The organism is Amycolatopsis rifamycinica (genome assembly GCF_000695625.1).
GTDB lineage: Bacteria > Actinomycetota > Actinomycetes > Mycobacteriales > Pseudonocardiaceae > Amycolatopsis > Amycolatopsis rifamycinica.
In genome coordinates, this window is sequence record NZ_JMQI01000077.1 from 95,283 (window position 1) to 113,060 (window position 17,778).

General features: G+C 71.0%; 15 protein-coding genes. 9 read left to right on the top strand and 6 right to left on the bottom strand.

Translation table 11 applies throughout. The features are described 5' to 3' along the window. Window positions 1-6: 6 nt before the first annotated feature. On the bottom strand, window positions 7-831 hold the full coding sequence (locus DV20_RS37615) for a TIGR03084 family metal-binding protein (RefSeq protein ID WP_051736295.1): 825 nt from the start codon (window positions 829-831) through the stop codon (window positions 7-9). 179 nt (window positions 832-1,010) lie between these two features. Here DV20_RS37615 and DV20_RS37620 point away from each other — a divergent pair, with 179 nt between their 5' ends. The 5 genes from DV20_RS37620 to DV20_RS37640 all read left to right on the top strand — a co-directional run bounded on the left by DV20_RS37620 (window position 1,011) and on the right by DV20_RS37640 (window position 8,193). Beyond that, complete coding sequence (locus DV20_RS37620) at window positions 1,011-2,246, top strand: HNH endonuclease signature motif containing protein (protein WP_043788198.1); 1,236 nt, start codon at window positions 1,011-1,013, stop codon at window positions 2,244-2,246. Between the two features lie 298 nt (window positions 2,247-2,544). Continuing rightward, the gene (locus DV20_RS37625) at window positions 2,545-3,384 is read left to right on the top strand and encodes an enoyl-CoA hydratase-related protein (RefSeq protein ID WP_043788200.1); all 840 of its coding nucleotides are present in this window, start codon (window positions 2,545-2,547) and stop codon (window positions 3,382-3,384) included. Further along, window positions 3,381-3,965 carry an acetoacetate decarboxylase family protein gene (locus DV20_RS37630; RefSeq protein ID WP_043788202.1) on the top strand — a complete coding sequence of 195 codons (585 nt, stop codon included), beginning with the start codon at window positions 3,381-3,383 and terminating at the stop codon, window positions 3,963-3,965. The genes DV20_RS37625 and DV20_RS37630 overlap by 4 nt, the downstream gene beginning before the upstream one ends. Window positions 3,966-4,202: 237 nt before the next feature. Then, the gene (locus DV20_RS37635) at window positions 4,203-7,103 is read left to right on the top strand and encodes a ribonucleoside-diphosphate reductase subunit alpha (protein WP_043788204.1); all 2,901 of its coding nucleotides are present in this window, start codon (window positions 4,203-4,205) and stop codon (window positions 7,101-7,103) included. Window positions 7,104-7,119: 16 nt separating this feature from the next. Then, a complete protein-coding gene (locus DV20_RS37640) occupies window positions 7,120-8,193 on the top strand; it encodes a ribonucleotide-diphosphate reductase subunit beta (protein ID WP_043788205.1) in 1,074 nt (357 codons plus the stop codon). 73 nt (window positions 8,194-8,266) lie between these two features. On the opposite strand, the gene DV20_RS37645 is transcribed toward DV20_RS37640, so the two are convergent. Further along, window positions 8,267-8,707 carry a pyridoxamine 5'-phosphate oxidase family protein gene (locus DV20_RS37645; RefSeq protein WP_043788207.1) on the bottom strand — a complete coding sequence of 147 codons (441 nt, stop codon included), beginning with the start codon at window positions 8,705-8,707 and terminating at the stop codon, window positions 8,267-8,269. A 51-nt stretch (window positions 8,708-8,758) separates the two neighbouring features. Here DV20_RS37645 and DV20_RS37650 point away from each other — a divergent pair, with 51 nt between their 5' ends. The 4 genes from DV20_RS37650 (at window position 8,759) to DV20_RS37665 (ending at window position 13,850) form a co-directional block, all read left to right on the top strand. Further along, a complete protein-coding gene (locus tag DV20_RS37650; protein ID WP_043788332.1) occupies window positions 8,759-9,757 on the top strand; it encodes an AraC family transcriptional regulator in 999 nt (332 codons plus the stop codon). Between the two features lie 17 nt (window positions 9,758-9,774). Next, window positions 9,775-11,235, top strand: a complete 1,461-nt coding sequence (locus DV20_RS37655; protein WP_043788209.1) for a cytochrome P450 — start codon at window positions 9,775-9,777, stop codon at window positions 11,233-11,235. Window positions 11,236-11,481: 246 nt separating this feature from the next. Continuing rightward, window positions 11,482-13,308 (top strand): putative bifunctional diguanylate cyclase/phosphodiesterase, encoded by a 1,827-nt coding sequence (locus tag DV20_RS37660; protein ID WP_043788333.1) that lies wholly within the window; start codon window positions 11,482-11,484, stop codon window positions 13,306-13,308. Window positions 13,309-13,388: 80 nt separating this feature from the next. Beyond that, window positions 13,389-13,850, top strand: a complete 462-nt coding sequence (locus DV20_RS37665) for a peroxiredoxin (RefSeq protein WP_043788210.1) — start codon at window positions 13,389-13,391, stop codon at window positions 13,848-13,850. On the opposite strand, the gene DV20_RS37670 is transcribed toward DV20_RS37665, so the two are convergent. The 4 genes from DV20_RS37670 to DV20_RS37685 form a co-directional block, all read right to left on the bottom strand. Continuing rightward, the gene (locus DV20_RS37670; RefSeq protein ID WP_043788211.1) at window positions 13,847-14,377 is read right to left on the bottom strand and encodes a GNAT family N-acetyltransferase; all 531 of its coding nucleotides are present in this window, start codon (window positions 14,375-14,377) and stop codon (window positions 13,847-13,849) included. The two genes, DV20_RS37665 and DV20_RS37670, sit on opposite strands and share 4 nt — an antisense overlap. A 38-nt stretch (window positions 14,378-14,415) precedes the next feature. Further along, window positions 14,416-15,624 carry an LCP family protein gene (locus DV20_RS37675; protein ID WP_043788212.1) on the bottom strand — a complete coding sequence of 403 codons (1,209 nt, stop codon included), beginning with the start codon at window positions 15,622-15,624 and terminating at the stop codon, window positions 14,416-14,418. A gap of 95 nt (window positions 15,625-15,719) precedes the next feature. Further along, complete coding sequence (locus tag DV20_RS37680; RefSeq protein ID WP_043788213.1) at window positions 15,720-16,973, bottom strand: SAM-dependent methyltransferase; 1,254 nt, start codon at window positions 16,971-16,973, stop codon at window positions 15,720-15,722. A 96-nt stretch (window positions 16,974-17,069) separates the two neighbouring features. Further along, window positions 17,070-17,762 carry an alpha/beta hydrolase gene (locus DV20_RS37685; protein WP_043788214.1) on the bottom strand — a complete coding sequence of 231 codons (693 nt, stop codon included), beginning with the start codon at window positions 17,760-17,762 and terminating at the stop codon, window positions 17,070-17,072. Between the last annotated feature and the right edge of the window lie 16 nt (window positions 17,763-17,778).

Consider the following 17,778-nt stretch of genomic DNA (forward strand, 5'->3'; position numbering starts at 1 on the left):
GCTGCGTCACGGCCGGCTCCGCGGGGAGGAGTCCGTCGCCGGCGCGAACTGCCCCGGCTGCCGGCCGTTCCCGGGAGGCCCGGCGAAGGCCTGCGCGATGCCGAGCCACTCTTCGACGTCGGCACCGTGCGCGACGAGATCGGTGTCGGCCGGGTGCCGCCGCTGGGTGACGACGAGGCAGAAGCCGAGGGCGCTGCCGGTGAGCTTCTGCTCGGCGTCCTCGGGCCCGAAAGCCCAGGTCGAGCCGTCGGGCGCGGTGAGCTCGATCCGGAATTCCTCGGTCGGCGGCGCGAGCGAGTGGACTTTGTAGGCGAAGTCGCGGGTACGGGTGCCGAAGCGGGCGATGTGCCACAGCCGCGCGGTCGGCTCCCGGGTGAGGCCGAGCGCGTCGAAGACGTCCTGCCCGTGCGCCCAGGTCTCCATCAGCCGCGCGGTCGCCATCGACGCGGCGCTCATCGGCGGCCCGTACCAGGGCAGTTTCTGCCCGTCCGGCACCGCGCTCAGCGCTTCGGCCAGCAGTCCGCGGCCTTCACGCCAGTCTTCGAGTATTTCCGACGGCGGCCGTCGCGCCCCGGCCGCCGCACCGTCGTCGACATAGGTCTCCCCGGCCTTGAGGAGCTCTTCGACCTCGGCCTGCCAGTCTTCCGGGTGCGCGGCCGCGATCAGGGCCTTGCGGTCGGTCCACGCCAGGTGCGCGATCTGGTGCGCGACCGTCCACCCCGCGGCGGGTGTCGCGCGCGCCCAGTCGGCCGCGGGCAGAGCCGCCACCACGTCGTCGACCGTCCGTGTCTCCGCGTCGAGATCCCCGAGGATCACGCCGAGGTCCGCCATCGCCCGCCTCCTTGCGTCCTTCGTCAGGGTGGCACCTGGGGCGAGAAAAATCAAGCGCGCCTGATTGTTTTGGGTTCGCGGCCGCCGGGGGGTTTGGGTGTTCTGGGGTGCGGACAGTTGCTGGGATTCGTACCCTTTCGAGTGGTGAACTGGTGTTCGATGGTCGGTAGCTTGGAGGTATGACCAGCAACGCAGCCCACCCCTCCTCTTCGGATGCGGTCGCTTTTGCCGACCGGATCGGGGAGTTGCTTGCCTGCATGCGGTCTGCTGAGGCGGAACTCGGTGCCCTGCTGGTGGAAATCGAACAGCGCGGAGTGATGGAGCTGTTCGGGTACCGCTCCGCCGCACGGTTGCTGGAGCACCTCGGCGATGTCCCCAAGCCCGCTGCCGAACGACTCGTGCGACGTGCCCGCTCACTCAACCCCGGACGCAACCTCGACGGCACCCCGATTCCCGCCCTGGCTCCCGCCACCGGCGCCGCCGCCCGCACCGGCCGCCTGAGCAACCCGATGGTCGACGTGATCACCGGCGTTCTGGCTGAGGTGCCCTGCGAACACCGCGACAGCGCCGAAACCCACCTGCTGACCTTCGCCGCCGAGGCCGGACACAAGCAGGTCGCCGCCCTCGGGGCCCGCATCCTCGCCCACCTCGCTCCCGATGGCGCGGAACCCGACGACACCGAACCGGTGATCCCGCCCCGGGAGCTGTTCCTACGCCGGAAAAGAACCGGGGTGTGGGAGCTGAACGGCCGATTCGATGACGAGACCGGCGCCCGCGCCAGCGCCCTCCTCGACGCCCTGGCCGAACGCCGCACCAGCGACGACGGCCCGGACCACCGCACCCTGCCGCAGCGCTACGGCGACGCGTTCTCCGACGCGATGGACCTGGCCCTCAACTCACCCGATCTGCCCATGCAGGCCGGGGAACGCGCCCACGTCATGGTCGCCGTCTCCCTGCAGGATCTGAAATCCGGCGTTGGCAAGGCCACCCTCGGCGACACCGGGGAGATGACTGCCGCCGAAGCGCGGGTTCATGCCTGCGACGCCATGATCATCCCCGCAGTGCTGGGCGACAAAAGCGAACCGCTCAACCTCGGCCGTCTTCGCCGCCTGATTTCCGCCGGACTCCGCCGAGCGTTGTTCCTTCGCGACCGTGGCTGCGCGTTCCCTGGCTGTCATCGTCCACCACGCCACTGCCAAGGCCACCACATCCGGCACTGGGCCGACGGCGGCCTCACGGATCTGGGCAACCTGGTGTTGATGTGTGCCCATCACCATCGGCTGCTGCACCGCTCCGGGTGGGAGGTCCGCATCGCGGCCGATGGTCTCCCGGAGTTTCTGCCACCGGTGTTCATCGACAGACGTCGAAAACCTCGGCGCAACAACCTCCACGACCCGCTGCCCTTCGCAGCCTGAACACAGGGACAGGCCCGCAGCCACACGGCTACGGGCCTACACCCACGCGACCTTGCGCCTTTGACCCCGGCAGGGGGGTCCGCGCGTCCCGGCGACCGCTCCACCCGCAGACAGCACCCCCAACGCTCGCCACGGCTACCGGGGGAGCCCCCCCACCCTGGTCGGCGACCAGGGCTCCAGCAGCTACAGCGCGAGGTCGACCAAGGCAGGACCGCAAGCAGCCGAACCGATCCGACCACTCAGGCGGCCCACTATTGACATCTTGCCAGTAGCGTCCGGCTGCAATAGCTTCGACGGCATGGCCGACTACGCCGAGATCACCTACGCCGTCGCGGAGCGGGTTGCCACGGTCACGCTGAACCGTCCCGAAGCGCGCAACGGCTACACGATCCGGATGGCCGATGAACTGCAGGCCGCTATGGGGCGGGCCGATCGGGATGAGGGCGTTCGCGTTGTCGTGTTGACCGGGGCCGGGGCGGACTTCTGCGTGGGGGCCGATCTCAGCCAGGGTGGCTTCGACTTCGATCCGGAGGAGGGGCCCGGCCGGCACTGGCAGGAGCCCGCCGGCCGGTGTTCGAAGCGGATCTTCACCATGAACAAGCCCGTCATCGCCGCCCTGCACGGGGCCGCCGTCGGGGGTGGGCTCACCATCACGCTTTCCTGTGACTACCGGCTGGCGTCGGAAGACTCGCGGTTCGGCTTCGTGTTCACCCGCCGCGGTATCTACCCCGAAGGCGCGTCGGCGTGGTTCCTGCCCCGGCTCGTCGGGATGGGGACCGCGCTCGACTGGATGATCAGCGGGCGCGTCTTCGCCGCGGCCGAGGCCCTCGAGAAGGGCCTGGTGCACCGGGTTTTCCCGACCGGGACCGTGCTCGACGAGGCCTACCGGCTCGCCCGGGAGATCGTCGGGACGACCGCGCCGGTGTCCGTGGCCGTCACCCGGCAGCTGCTCTACCGGATGGCGAGCGCCGAGTCGCCGTTCCCGGTGCACGAACTCGACTCGCAGCTGATCGGCGGGCTCGGCGCGAACCCGGATGCCGTCGAGGGCGTCCTGTCGTTCCTGCAGAAACGGCCGCCGTCGTTCGGCATGCGGGTCGAGACCGACCTGCCCGACTACCTGCCCTGGCTGGAGAAATGACCCCCTACCCGCCGCAACCCTGGAACCTGACCGCCGACGCGCACGTGTCGATCTGGCGGGTCCCCGCGCGTGACGTGCACCCGACCGCGCTGTCCGTCGCCGGGTACACCTCCGTCTTCACCGCCTGGATCGCCTACCGCGAACCCGGGCAGCTCAGCTACCACGAGCTGCTCGCCGCCGTCCCCGTGCGCGGGAAGCGGACCACCTGCACGATCACGCAGATCTGGGTCGACTCCGAGATCTCCCTCGCCGGCGGCCGCGAGCTGTGGGCGATCCCGAAGGACCTGGCCGCCCTGCAGTTCACCGACCGCACCTACACCGCGGCGGCCGGTGACGACTGGATCGCCACCGCGGCCTTCACGCCGCGGCCGGGCCTGCCGGTCCGCCTCCCCGGCCGGTTCGACGTCCTCCAGGACCGCGACGGCACGCCCGTGCGGACACCGGTCGGCGCGAAGATCCGCCCCGCGCTCGCCGCGGCCGACTGGACGGTCAACGGCGGCGGCCCGCTCGGCTACCTGGCCGGGCGGCGGCCGTTCCTGAGCCTCGCCCTGCCCGGCACGCAGCTGCGGTTCGGCGCCTGAACGGCATCTCTGGGTGATCACGCAATCCCGTCAGAGTGAACGTGCGACACGCCATTTAGGGTCCCGCGCGGGGGCCAACCCCTACATGTAGTCTCTGGTGACCGGCAGCCCCCAGCGACGGGGAGACCGCTGCGGAGGGTCGCCGGGCAGCTTTGGAGAAACCGCAGCGCACGGCGTCACCACGCCGTGTGGCGATCGAACGCGCCCATTTTTCGAGAGAGCACAGTGGAGACACGCATGTCAGTCGAAACCGGTCAGCGGCCCTCCGCTGCCGACTCACCCACCGCGATCCGGGTCATCCGGCGGGACGGCAGCGTGTCGCCGTTCGACGCCGGCAAGATCTCGGTCGCGCTGACGAAGGCGTTCCTCGCGGTCGAGGGCGGCGACGCCGCCGCGTCCTCCCGCGTGCACCACGTCGTCGCCGAGCTCACCCAGCAGGTCGAGACCACCCTGCTGCGCCACGCCGGCCCCGAGACCGCCCTGCACATCGAGCAGATCCAGGACATCGTCGAGCTCGCCCTCATGCGCGGCGAGCACCACAAGGTCGCCCGCGCCTACGTCCTCTACCGCGAGGAGCGCGCGAAGGCCCGCGAGGCCGCGAAGCCGGCCGCGACCGAGGTCGCGCTGAACGTCAAGGGCGCCGACGGCGTCCTGCGCCCGCTCGACTGGGCCCGCGTTTCCCACGTCGTGGGCGAGGCCGTCGCCGGCCTCGCCGACGTCACGGCCGAGCCGGTGCTGGCCGAGACCAAGCGCAACCTCTACGACGGCATCAGCGCCGACGAGCTCGCCCTGGCCCAGATCATGGCCGCCCGCGTGCTGGTCGAGCAGGAGCCGAACTACTCCTACGTCTCCGCCCGCCTGCTGCTGGACAAGCTGCGCGGCGAGGCGCTGAGCTACCTGGCGCAGAAGCCGCGCCAGGCCAGCCAGGACGAGATGGCGGCCGAATACCCCGCGTACTTCCGCGCCTACCTGCGCCGCGCCATCGAACTGGAGCTGGTCGACGGCGAGCTGCAGCGCTTCGACCTGGACAGGATCACCGCCGCGATCCGCCCGGAGCGCGACCTCGACTTCGGCTTCCTCGGCCTGCAGACGCTCTACGACCGGTACTTCCAGCACCACGACGGCACCCGCTTCGAGCTGCCGCAGGCGTTCTTCATGCGCGTCGCCATGGGTCTGGCGATCCGCGAAGACGACCGCGAAGCCCGCGCGATCGAGTTTTACGAGCTGCTGTCGAGCTTCCACTTCATGGCGTCCACGCCGACGCTGTTCAACTCGGGCACCACGCGCCCGCAGCTGTCGTCCTGCTTCCTGACCACGGTGGACGACGACCTGGACTCCATCTTCCAGGCCTACAAGAACAACGCGCTGCTGGCGAAGTACTCGGGCGGCCTCGGCAACGACTGGACCCCGGTCCGAGGCCTCGGCGCGCACATCAAGGGCACCAACGGCCAGTCGCAGGGCGTCGTGCCGTTCCTCAAGATCGCCAACGACACCGCCGTCGCGGTCAACCAGGGCGGCAAGCGCAAGGGTGCGGCGTGCGCGTACCTCGAGACGTGGCACGTGGACATCGAGGAGTTCCTCGACCTGCGCAAGAACACCGGTGACGACCGCCGCCGCACCCACGACATGAACACCGCGAACTGGGTGCCGGACGAGTTCCTCCGCCGCGTCGAGGCCGACGCGCAGTGGACGCTGTTCTCGCCGAACGAGACCCCGGACCTGCACGACCTCTACGGCAACGAGTTCTCGCAGCGCTACCGCGAGTACGAGGCCGCCGCCGACCGCGGCGAGATCAAGGTGTTCCGGCGCGTCCGCGCGGTCGACCTGTGGCGCCGCATGCTGACCATGCTGTTCGAGACCGGCCACCCGTGGATCACGTTCAAGGACCCGTGCAACCTGCGGTCGCCGCAGCAGCACGTCGGCGTCGTGCACTCGTCCAACCTGTGCACCGAGATCACGCTGAACACGAACTCCGAAGAGGTCGCGGTCTGCAACCTCGGCTCGGTGAACCTGCTCAAGCACGTCACCCCCGATGGCCTCGACACCCAGCGCCTCGAGAAGACCGTGCGCACCGCCGTCCGCATGCTGGACAACGTGATCGACATCAACTTCTACACGATCCCGGAGGCGCGCCGCTCCAACCTGCGCCACCGCCCGATCGGGCTGGGGCTGATGGGGTTCCAGGACGCGCTGTTCGAGATCGGCGTGCCGCTGTCGTCCGACGCCGCCGTGCAGTTCGCCGACGAGAGCATGGAGCACATCTCCTACTACGCGATCTCGGCGTCGACCGACCTCGCCGAGGAGCGCGGCCAGTACCAGTCGTTCGAGGGCTCGCTGTGGAGCAAGGGCATCCTGCCGATCGACTCGATGCAGCTGCTCATCGACGCCCGCCAGGGTGACAACCTGGACGTCGACCTCTCCACGACGCTGGACTGGGCGCCGCTGCGCGAGCGCGTCAAGACCGTCGGCATGCGCAACTCCAACGTGATGGCGATCGCGCCCACCGCGACGATCTCCAACATCTGCGGCGTCGGCCAGTCGATCGAGCCGCTGTTCCAGAACCTGTACGTCAAGTCGAACATGTCCGGTGACTTCACCGTGGTGAACCCGCACCTGGTCCGTTCGCTCAAGGCGCGCGGGCTGTGGGACGAGGTCATGGTCAGCGACCTCAAGTACTTCGACGGCAGCCTCGGCCAGATCGACCGCGTGCCGGACGACCTGAAGGCGCTGTACGCGACGGCGTTCGAGATCGAGTCGAAGTGGCTGGTGGACGCCGGTTCGCGGCGCCAGAAGTGGATCGACCAGGCGCAGTCGCTGAACCTGTACATCGCGGCGCCGAGCGGCCGCAAGCTCGACCAGCTCTACCGCTACGCGTGGCACAAGGGCCTCAAGACCACGTACTACCTGCGCGCGCAGTCCGCGACGCACGTGGAGAAGAGCACCCTGCGCGGCACCGACGGCAAGCTGAACGCCGTCTCCGCCACGCCGGCCCCGGCTGCCGCGGCCACCCCGGCCCCGGCTCCGGCTCCCGCGCCGGCGCCCGCGCCCGCTCCGAAGCCCGAGCCGGACGTCGACTTCGTCGCCACCGAAGGCGCCGCCTGCCGCATCGACGACCCCGACTGCGAAGCCTGCCAGTAAAGGAATCCCTGCACAGATGACCAACGTGGAGACGACGGACGCGACCGGCCTCGGGGAGATCGAGGTCGGCGCCGCCCGGATCAACGTCGACGACAAGCGCATGATCAACGCGCGCGCCGACGTCAACCAGCTGCTGCCCATGAAGTACAAGTGGGCGTGGGAGAAGTACCTGGCCGGCTGCAACAACCACTGGATGCCGACCGAGGTCGCCATGCAGGCCGACATCGCGCTGTGGAAGTCGCCGGACGGCCTCACCGAGGACGAGCGGCAGATGCTCAAGCGCAACCTCGGCTTCTTCGCGACCGCGGAGTCGTTGGTGGCCAACAACATCGTGCTCGCGGTGTACCGGCAGATCACCAACCCCGAGTGCCGCCAGTACCTGCTGCGCCAGGCGTTCGAGGAAGCCGTGCACACGCACACCTTCCAGTACATCTGCGAGAGCCTCGGCCTGGTCGAGGGCGAGCTGTTCAACATGTATCGCGAGGTCCCGTCCATTTCGGACAAGGACGCGTGGGCGCTGAAGTACACGCAGAACCTGGAGAACCCGGACTTCGAGACCGGGACGCCGGAGGCCGACCAGGCGTTCCTGCGTGACCTCGTCGCGTTCTACGTGATCTTCGAGGGCATGTGGTTCTACACCGGTTTCGCGCAGATCCTGTCGCTGGGCCGCCGGAACAAGATGGTCGGCATCGCCGAGCAGTACCAGTACATCCTGCGCGACGAGTCGATCCACCTGAACTTCGGCATCGACTGCATCAACCAGATCAAGATCGAGAACCCCCACCTGTGGACCGAAGAGTTCCAGGCGGAGGTTCGCGGGATGCTGCAGGAGGCGTGCGAGCTGGAGGTCAAGTACGCGCGCGACACGATGCCGCGCGGCATGCTGGGGCTGTCGGCGCAGCTGTGCGAGCAGTACATGCACTTCATCACCGACCGCCGCGCGCAGCAGATCGGCCTCGCCCCGATCTTCGGCGAGACCGAGAACCCGTTCCCGTGGATGTCCGAGGCGATGGACCTGAAGAAGGAGAAGAACTTCTTCGAGACCCGCGTGATCGAGTACCAGTCGGGCGGCGCCCTCGACTGGGACTGACGTCCTTCGACGAAGGCCCCGCACGGAAACGCGGTGCCCGCCCGGCCTGCCGGGTGGGCACCGCGTCGGCGCGTCAGTACGCGTAGCGGCGCACGGTGTCGGGGTGGATCACCAGCCGCACCTGGTCGTCCTTCAGGATCGCCTCGAGGTCGGCGGCGCGGGCCGGGTCGTCGAGGTCCCAGTACCGGGCCGCCAGGCGCGCGGCCAGGTCGTGCGCGCCGTCGGGCTCGATCGAGACCCGGCCGGTCACCGACACCCAGCGCTCCCGCTCCCCCACCGGCGCCGCCACCACGATCGACGCCCGCGGGTCCCGGCGCACCCGGCGCACCTTGGGGGCGTCCGATTCCGAGAACAGCTGGATCGTGCCGTCGGCGGCCGCCTCGAACCAGACGGGGCGGGGCTGGCTGCCGGCCACCGTCAGGAACCCGTGCAGGGGACGGCGGAGGAACTCGAGGTCTTCGGCGGTCAGTGCGGTCGGAGAGCTCTGTGCGGTCGGAGAGGTCAGTGCGGTCATGCCTCGATCAAACCGGCGGAGGCCGGACGATCCCATGGGCACAACGCTCGAATCCCTGTCCATTCGTCTACCCTCGACGCCGTGGACGACCTCTTCCGCGGGGTGCGGGCCCACGGCTCGCTCTTCGGCAGCTCGGCCTTGGCGCCACCGTTCTCCCTGCACTTCGTCGACGGCCCCCCGTTGACCCTGTGCACGGTTCTCACCGGCGGCGGCTGGATCGTGCCCGAGCGGGGCGAACCCGAGCCGCTGCGGCCCTACGACACCGTCGTCGTGCGCGGGCCGGGGACGTTCACCTTCGTCGACGAGGTCGGCACCGCCGCCGAACCGGTCGCGTGCGGCGAGTTCTGCGCCGTCCCCGAACAGGGCGGGACGCGGCACCGGCGCGGCTGGCGCGACGACGGCGACGGCCCGACCACCCTGATCGTCGGCGCCTACCCCGTGCGCGGCGAGATCAGCCGCCCGCTGCTGGACGCCCTGCCCGCCGTGCTGCGCGTCGACGGCGGCGGCACCGGGGACGCCGTCCTGGACCACCTCGCCACCGAGGTCGCCGCCGACACGCCCGGGCAGCAGGTCGTGCTCGACCGGCTGCTCGACTGGATGCTCGTCTGCACCCTGCGCGCGTGGTTCGACCGGCCCGGCGGCGAACCCCCGGCGTGGTGGACCGCCCAACGCGACCCGGTGGCCGGCCCGGCGCTGCGCCTGCTGCACGACGAACCCGCGGCGCCGTGGACGGTCGCGGCGCTGGCCGTCCGCGTCGGCGTGTCGCGGTCCACGCTGGCCAAGCGGTTCGCCGAACTGGTCGGCGAACCCCCGCTGACCTACCTCACCCGCCGCCGCATGGCGCTCGCCGCGGACCTGCTGACCGAGCGGCCGGGCGCGACCGTCGCGCAGGTGGCCCGTGCCGTGGGGTACGCCGACCCGTTCGGCTTTAGCGCGGCGTTCAAACGGGTCCGCGGCGTCACGCCGAGCGAGTTCCGGCGCAGACCACCCGAAAAGACGGCCGCCGAGGTGTTGTCAGGGCGTCAACAAGAGGGCATCGTGGAGGGGTAGCCGATCTCAGCGGGGAGATGGTCACTTTGCCGGGCACCGTGAGCCGAGCCACCGAAGCACTGCGCGAACGCGTGCCGCCGCTGACCGCGTTCCCCCTGCCGCACAAGGTCGACGAACGCTGGCTGCGGTCGCGCTGGCCGGTCAAGGAACTCGCGCCACCGCCCGCGGGCAGCGGCCTCAAGCCCGTGCTGGGCGACGAAGGGCCGCCGGTGGTCGGGCACATGCTCGAGATGATGCGGTTCGGCCCGGCGTTCGGCCTGCGCCGCCACGAGCTCTACGGCCCGGTGTCGTGGACCGGCGGGTTCGGCCGCCGGATCGTCGCGCTGTCCGGCCCCGAAGCCACGCAGATCGCGCTCGTCAACAAGGACAAGGCGTTCTCCCAGGAAGGCTGGAAGTTCTTCATCGAGAAGTTCTTCGAGCGCGGCCTGATGCTGATGGACTTCGGCGAGCACCACCTGCACCGCCGGATCATGCAGGAGGCCTTCACGCGCCCGCGGCTGGCCGGCTACGTCGGCGAAATGGGGCCCGCGCTGCGCGAAGGCGTCGCCGGCTGGGGCTCGAGCGAACGGCCGCGGCTGTACTGGTCGCTCAAGCAGCTGACCCTCGACGTCGCGACCCGCGTGTTCATGGGCATGCGCAGCGGCGCCGACGCGGCCCGGATCAACCGCGCGTTCGTCAGCTCCGTGCGGGCCGGCACCGCCTTCGTGCGCTTCCCGGTGCCGGGCGGGCGCTGGTCGGCGGGGCTGCACGGGCGCCGGGTGCTCGAGCGCTACTTCGGCGAAACCCTGCCCGCCAAACGACGTTCGGGCGGCGACGACCTGTTCGCCGCGCTCTGCCAGGCCACCACCGAGGACGGCGACCGGTTCTCCGACACCGACATCGTCAACCACATGATCTTCCTGATGATGGCCGCGCACGACACGACCACCATCACCAGCAGCGCCATGGCCTACTACCTGGCGAAGCACCCGGAGTGGCAGGAACGCGCCCGGGCGGAGTCCCTGGCCCTCGGCGACGACGTCCTGGACATCGAAGCCGTCGAAAAGCTCGAAACCCTGGACCTCGTCATGAAGGAGGCGCTGCGGCTGGTCGCGCCGGTGCCGTCGCTGACCCGCCAGACCGTCAAGGACACCGAGGTGCTCGGCCACTACATCCCGGCGGGCACCCTGGTCGGCGTCTCGCCCACCGTCAACCACTTCGCGCCCGAGTGCTGGACGAACCCCTTCGCGTTCGACCCGGAGCGCTTCGCCGAGCCGCGGCGGGAGGACAAGTCGCACCGGCTGGCGTGGATGCCGTTCGGCGGCGGCGCGCACAAGTGCATCGGGCTGCACTTCGGCGGTCTCGAGGTCAAGTTGCTGATGCACGAACTGCTGCGGGCCTACCGCTGGTCGGTTCCGGAGAGTTACACCGCGCGCTGGGACTACGTCTCGCTGCCGGTGCCCGCGGACGGCCTGCCGGTCCGGCTGACCCCGCGCTGACCCCCCTGACCGGGCAGGCGTCCACCGTCGCATACACTAGGTAACGAAATGTTACCGTTTGTGGAGACCCGTTCACTCGTTCAGCCGGTAGACACCCCGTGACGCACATGATGGCGTGGCATCGATCGTGGGCGAAGGCTGCAAGGTGTGGCTTCATGATCCTCGACACCGTGTCCGACCTGGCCATACCTGTGCATGAAGAGGTGGAGTGTGCCTGAACCCGGTGCCGCGTCGGGGCTACTGGACGTGGCGCGCCGGTGGGCGGCGACGTTGGCCGACACCAAAGGAGTAACCCTCCCCCCGGAGGAGCTCGAAGCGGTCCTGCTGGAGGTCGCGCAGGACGCGGTCGGCCAAGCGGGCTCGCAGCACGACGGCGCCCTGCTGCGGTTCACCGCGCTGTACGCCGCGTCCCCGATGGGCATCGCGCTGGCCGACCCCGATGGCGCCATCGTGGAGGCCAACCTCGCGCTCGGCCAGCTGCTCGGCTGCTCGCCGGACCGGTTGCGCGGCAAGCACATCACCGACCTCGGCTCGACCGACCACGACGTCTCCCGGCTCGCGGCGGGCCTGGCGCAGGTCCGCGCGGGACGCGACCGCTACCAGGAGCGGATGCTGCTCGACCACACCGAGGACGGGCAGCTCTGGACCGACGTGACGCTCGCCCGGCTGCCCGGCGACCGGCCCGGCTCGATCTACCCGGTGCTGATGGTGTCGGACGTCAACGAGCTGCACCTGCTCCGGGAGCAGCTGCTGCACCAGAACGTGCACGACCCGCTGACCGGGCTGCCGAACGCGTCGTCGTTCACCACCAAGCTGGAAGCCGCGCTCGGCGCCGGCGCGCGCGACGACATCGCGCTGGTCTACCTCGACGTCGACGGCTTCAAGGTGATCAACGACGGCCTCGGCGCCGGCGTCGGCGACCAGGTGCTGCGCGGGGTCGCGAACAAGCTGTCGGCGGTGTTCACCGGTCACCACGACGGGTTCGTCGCCCGGCTCTCCGGCGACGGCTTCGCGGTGCTGCTGCGGGGCGAGCTGACGGCGACCGAGGTCATCCGGCTGGTCGAGCGCGCCCTGGAGGACCTCAACGAGCCGATCTACCTGGGCGGCCACGGCATCGGCGTCAGCGCGAGCGCGGGCATCGTCGTGCGCGCGGCCGTCGAAGGCGGTGCGGCGGAACTGCTGCGGGCCGCGGAAATCGCGCTGCACCGGGCCAAGGAGGCCGGCAAGGCGCAGTGGATGCTGTTCGACCCGGAGCTGGACGCCCGCGACCGCGGCCGCTACCAGCTGGGTGCGGTGATCGCCGGCGCGCTGGAGAACGGCGAGTTCTCGCTGATCTACCAGCCGACGGTGAAGCTGGCCCGGCCGGACGAGCTCGCCGCCGTCAACGCCGGGCTGCGGTGGAACCACCCGGAGAAGGGCGAGCTCGGGTCCGAGGAGTTCTACCCGCTGGCCCAGACCACGGGCATGACGGTCCCGCTGGGCCGCTGGCTGCTCGCCGAGTCACTGGCGGCCACGGCCCGCTGGCGCGCCCGCCTGGGCGACGCGGCCCCGGACGTCTGCGTCCGGCTGCCGACCCGGCTGGCCATCGACCCGGACCTGGTGCTGCTGGTGAAGGAACAGCTGGACAAGCACGAGCTGCCGGCCCGGGCGCTGCGGCTGTGCACCGACCGCGGGTCGATGCTCGACCCGCGCGGCGAGGTCCTGGATTCGCTGGCGGTGCTGGCCGACCTGGGCGCGCAGCTGGTGCTGACGATCTCGGGATCGGCGGACCTGGAGTTTATCCCCCAGCACCGCCTCCCGGTGCGGCACGTGATCCTCTCGGGGCCGGTGGTCGACGCGCTGGACACCGACGAGCCGGCGGAGGCCGATCTGCGGCACCTGACGCAGCTGATCACGCGGGCTCGTGAGCTGCACCTGCGGGTGGGCGCGGAGGGCGTCCGCACGCACGAGCAGGCGACCCGCTTGCGCCAGCTCGGGGTGGTGGCGGCCCGGGGCCCGTTCGTGGCGGATTCGGCGACGGGCGACGAGGTCGACGAGCTGATCGCGCGGCACCCGCGGCGGCAGGCGGGCTAGCGCGGCCGGACCAAGCCGGTGTCCCGTCGGCTCCGAACACCCGGCAGGATGGGTTCTGCCGCCGACGAGAAGGGACGTCCATGGACGCCGGAGACCTCGCCCCCGACTTCACCCTGCCCGACGACCGGGGCCAGGAGCGCACGCTCTCGGACTTCCTGGCCACCGGGCCCGTGGTCCTGTTCTTCTACCCGGCCGCCATGACCAGCGGCTGCACCGCGGAGAGCTGCCACTTCCGCGACCTCGCGGCCGAGTTCGCGGCGGTCGGCGCGCACCGCGTCGGCATCAGCCCCGACGCCATCACCAAGCAGCGCGCGTTCGCCGAAGCCCACGGCTTCGACTACCCACTGCTGTCCGATGTGGAGGGTGCGGTCGCCAGGCGGTTCGGCGTGTGGCGGAAATTCGTGCCGCTGCACACCAAGCGCGCCACCTTCGTGATCGGCGAGGACCGGAAGGTCCTCGCGAAGATCAAGAGCGAGCTGAACTTCACCGTCCACGCCGACGAGGCGCTCAAGGTGCTGCGGGAGCGGAACAAGGTCTCCTAGCGCGGGGCGAGCCGCCACACGTGGTTGGTGCCCGTGCACGACGGCGCCAGCGGTTTCTCCGCCGGCTCCGTGCGCACCCGGGTGAACCCGAGGCGCGCGGGCACCGCTCCGCTGCGGACGTTCCGCTCGTCGTGCTTGATTTCGACGTACCCGGCGCCGAGGCGGAACACCTCCCCCGTCAGCAGCGCGACGGCCCGCGTCATCAAGCCGCGGCCGGTGAAACCGTGCGCGAGCCAGTAGCCGATCTCGACGCCGCCGTCGCGGGTCATCACGCCGATGCCGCCGGCCAGGTCGGGGCCGGCCGAGAGCGCGAAGTCGTACGCTTCGCCGCTCTCCCAGTGCTTCGCGGTGCGCCGCAGGAACTCCGCCGAGTCGTCGTCGGTGTACCCGCCGGCGACCCAGATCAGGAACGGGCGCAGGTGCGCCAGTGACCCGCTGACGGCGGTCGTCAACCGGGTCCGGTCGCCGGGGTGCCAGCGGGTCAGCGTCAGGTCACCGTCGCGGTAGGTCTCGGCCGGGGCTTCCATGCGTTTCATGGTGCCCCGGCCGGGACCCCCGCCGCGAACTAATTCACGATGACGCTGTCCGGCACCTCGGTGTCGTTCTTCAGCGCGTCGAACAGCTGCTTCGACTTGGCCTTGTCCCAGTTCTCCGCCGACCCGCTGGTCACCGGCACCGTCGTGGTCACCACGCCGCCGGAGGAGATCCCGCGCATCGCGATCGCCAGGCCGGCGAGGTTGTGCACGTGGTCGCCCGAGTCCATGGTCAGCGCGTCCGGCGCCGAGGACAGCAGCGGGAAGAAGTCGAACGGGTTGAGCAGCGTGCCGGGGCTGGCGATCTGGCTGACCAGCGCGCCGATGAACTTGCGCTGGTTGGCGACGCGGTCGAGGTCCGAGCGCGGGGTCGCCGCACTGTGGCGCATCCGGACGAAGCCCAGCGCCTCACGGCCGTCCAGCGTCTGCGGGCAGCCCGCCTTGATGGTGATCCCGGTCATCGTGTCGTTCATGTCCTGGTCGATGCACATCTCGACGCCGCCGATCGCGTCGACGATCTTGGCGAACCCGCCGAAGCCGATCTCCGCGTAGTGGTCGATGTGCAGGCCCGTGGCGCCTTCGACGGTCTGCGCCAGCAGCTTCGGGCCGCCGAGGGAGAACGCCGCGTTGATCTTGTTCTTGCCGTGGCCGGGGATCGACACCTGCGAGTCGCGCGGCAGCGACAGCAGCGTCGGCTTGGTGCCGTTGTCCGGCAGGTGCGCGACCATGATCGTGTCGGTGCGCTGCCCGCCGCCCGCCGCGGCGACGTCGCCGGTGGCGAGCCGCTCCTCGTCCGCCGCGGTCAGGCCTTCGCGGCTGTCCGAGCCGACGATCAGCCAGTTGGTGCCGGACGCGGCCACCGGGCGGCCGGAGTAGTCGGCCAGCGCGTCGACGCGCTTGATCGAGAACTCGAGGTAGACCCAGATGCCGGCCAGGAACACGACGAACACCAGCACCAGGGCGCCCAGGACCTTGCCGACGCTCCAGCGGCGCCGGCGTGGCGGCCGGGACGGCGGGTAGCCGTCCCCGGCCGGGCGGCGGGGCGGGTCCTGCCGCGGCGGCGGCGGGGCGTACTCGGGCTCGCGGGTGCCCATCGGGCGGGTGCGCTCGTCGTACGGGCTGCGGCCCCGCCCGGGCAGCGGCATCATCTGCGCGCGCTGGTGGTCCCGGGAACGGCCGGCGGGCGGCCGGGGCGGCGGCATCCGGCGTCCGCCGTCGTCGCCACGGTAGGTCATCACCATCACCCAATCCCGATCCGGACAAACTGTCGTCGTCAGTACACCGCACGTCCTCGGAAGGAGGACGCCCGGCACCGGGGTCGGGTTGCGGCGATCGGCTACCGGCCGGTCGCCTCGTAGCCGAACTGGTGGACCTTGAGGTACCCGGACCGGAACCCGGCCTCGGAATAGGCCAGGTAGAACTCCCACATCCGGCGGAAGACGTCGTCGAACCCGAACCCGGCGATGTCGGCCCAGCGGTGCAGGAACCGTTCGCGCCACCACCGTAGCGTGCGCGCGTAGTCCTGGCCGAACTCGCGCATCCCGGCCAGCCTGAGCCGGGTGTTCGCCTTGACGCCCTCCTCGATCGACCGCACCGACGGGATGAGGCCGCCCGGGAAGATGTACTTGTGGACCCAGCCGTAGGCTCGGGACGCCGCCATCATCCGGTCGTGGTCCATGGTGATGGCCTGCAGCCCGAACCGCCCGCCGGGGCGCAGGCGCTCGCCGATCACCCGGTAGAACTCCGGCCAGTAGGACGCGCCGACGGCCTCGATCATCTCGACGCTGACCACGGCGTCGTACCGGCCGCTCGACTCGCGGTAGTCGCACAGCTTCACTTCGACGCGGTCGGAGAACCCGGCCGCCGCGATGCGCTCGGTGGCCAGCGCGCGCTGCTCCTCCGAGATGGTCAGCGACGTCACGTGCGCGCCGCGGGCCGCGGCGCGGATGGCGAGTTCGCCCCAGCCGGTCCCGATTTCGAGGACCTCGCTGCCGTCGCGGACGCCGGCGTAGTCGAGCACGCTGTCGATCTTGCGGTGCTGCGCGGCGGTGAGGTCGTCGCCCGGGGCGAACAGCGCGGCGGAGTACGTCATCGACTCGTCGAGGAAAGCCCCGAACAGGTCGTTGGACAGGTCGTAGTGCCGGTGGATGTTGGCCCGCGCGCCCTCGAGGGTGTTCTCCTCCGACGGCGGCTGCGTCCGCTCGGCGAGCCGGCGGAACTTCTGCAGCACCGGCGGGACGAGCGTGCCCATCCGCTCGGCGAACGGGGTCAGCACCTCGGCCAGGTCGGAGGCGGTCCAGTCGCCGGCCATGTAGGACTCGCCGAAACCGATCTTGGCGTCGACGCCGAGGCGGTGGAAGAACGCCTCGGGCCGCAGGATCCGCAGTTCGGGCGCTTCCGGACCGCCGGCGCCGAGCACGGTGCCGTCCGGCAGCGTCACCCGGACGTCGAGCGGGCGGACCGCGCGGCGGAACAGCGCGGCGGCGATCCGCGCCCGCAGCGCGGAGTGCGGCGGGGTGGCCAGGCCCGGCCACCGGGTGCCGTCCGGGACGTCCCGGGCCGACGCCCGGTCAACGCTCGAAGTGGTCACGGGTACTCCCTCCGGCCGGCCAGGTTCGCCGGTGATCGATCCTAGTCGCCGCACCCCCGCGGCGCGTGTCGCCGAATGCCCTGTTCGGGGCATGTTTCACACCGGTATCCGCAGGCGTTCGGGCCCGGTGACGGCCCACGCCCCGCGGAGGGTCCCGCCGTCGTCGCCGGCGAGCAGGTCCAGGGTGAACGCCACGGTCAGCCGGGTCCAGACCCGGGCGCGGCGCAGCATCGCGTGGCCCTCGTTGCCGATTTCGAACCGGGCGACGCGGGCGGCGACACCGGCGGCCCGCTCGGCGAAGGCGTGGGATTCCGCCGGGCTCGTCATCCGGTCGCGGGTGCCGTGCACGATGAGCACCGAGCGGCCGGCGACGGCCTCGACCGGCTCGCCCCGCGGCGTCCACGGCGCCAGGGCGCAGACCCCGCGCACGGCCGGGTCGTCGGCCACGCGCAGCGCGACCCGTGCCCCCATCGAGTGACCGACCAGCACGACCGGCAGGCCGGGGTGGTCGGCGCGGATGCGCTCGAGCGCCCAGCGGGCGTCGTCGACGGGGTCTTCGGCGGGCGCGTTCCAGCCATAACGGCGGTTGCGCAGCAGCCGCACTTCAACGCCGTGACCGCGGCCGGCCCGGTGCAGGGCGCGCGCGATGGGCACCATCCGCACATGGGCGAGCTTCCAGGGCGGCACGCCGCCGGTCCCCCGCTCCGCGCCGCCGTGCAGCACGAGCACGACCGCCCGGGTCCGCCCCCGCGCCCGCCACACGGACACCGCCGGTTCTGCTTCGGCCACCCGCGTCCTCCTGTTC